Annotated in this window: 1 protein-coding gene; it reads left to right on the forward strand. The window is 41.6% G+C overall.

Annotated elements, in window-relative coordinates; translation table 11 throughout:
* Positions 1 to 259 precede the first annotated feature (259 nt).
* A partial coding sequence (locus R8N49_RS29380; RefSeq protein ID WP_318190728.1) for a VOC family protein occupies positions 260 to 563 on the forward strand: 304 nt, incomplete at its 3' end.

Raw genomic sequence — 563 nt, forward strand, 5'->3', positions numbered from 1 at the left:
CACTGTGGGCAACCGAAAATCCGCTGGAAGGCCTTGATATTACCTCTAATTCTTCATTAAGCGATTATGAGGTGGATGAAGGCGTTTTGGTACAAGAGTAACTTTGTGCTGTAAAACATAACAAAGCATTTAAGAGTGATTCCCAACGCTTGGCATTTATGGTGCCACCGTTGGGTTTTGTGTTTACGGTGGTATGGTTTAGTTTCGTGGTAGCGTTGCTCACACCTTAATGCGGCGTTAGGGCGCAAGGAGTAAAATGATGATTCATCATATAGATCATATTGTTCTCACAGTCTCCGACATAGAAAAATCAGTGGACTTTTATAAACGGGTTTTGTGCATGGAAGAGGTGACTTTTGCCAATGGTCGTAAGGCTGTAACGTTCGGAAATCAAAAGATTAACTTTCAGCTTCTTGGCCAAGAACCGCGAAATATAGCTAATGTCGGTTCAGGTGATGTTTGCTTAATTTCAGATTGGCCGTTGACATCAGTGGTAAACCATTTAGTCAAAGAAAATGTCAAAATCATAGAGGGTCCAGTCGAAAAATCAGGAGCTGTTGATG

The sequence above is a fragment of the Vibrio sp. 1978 genome (assembly GCF_033344345.1).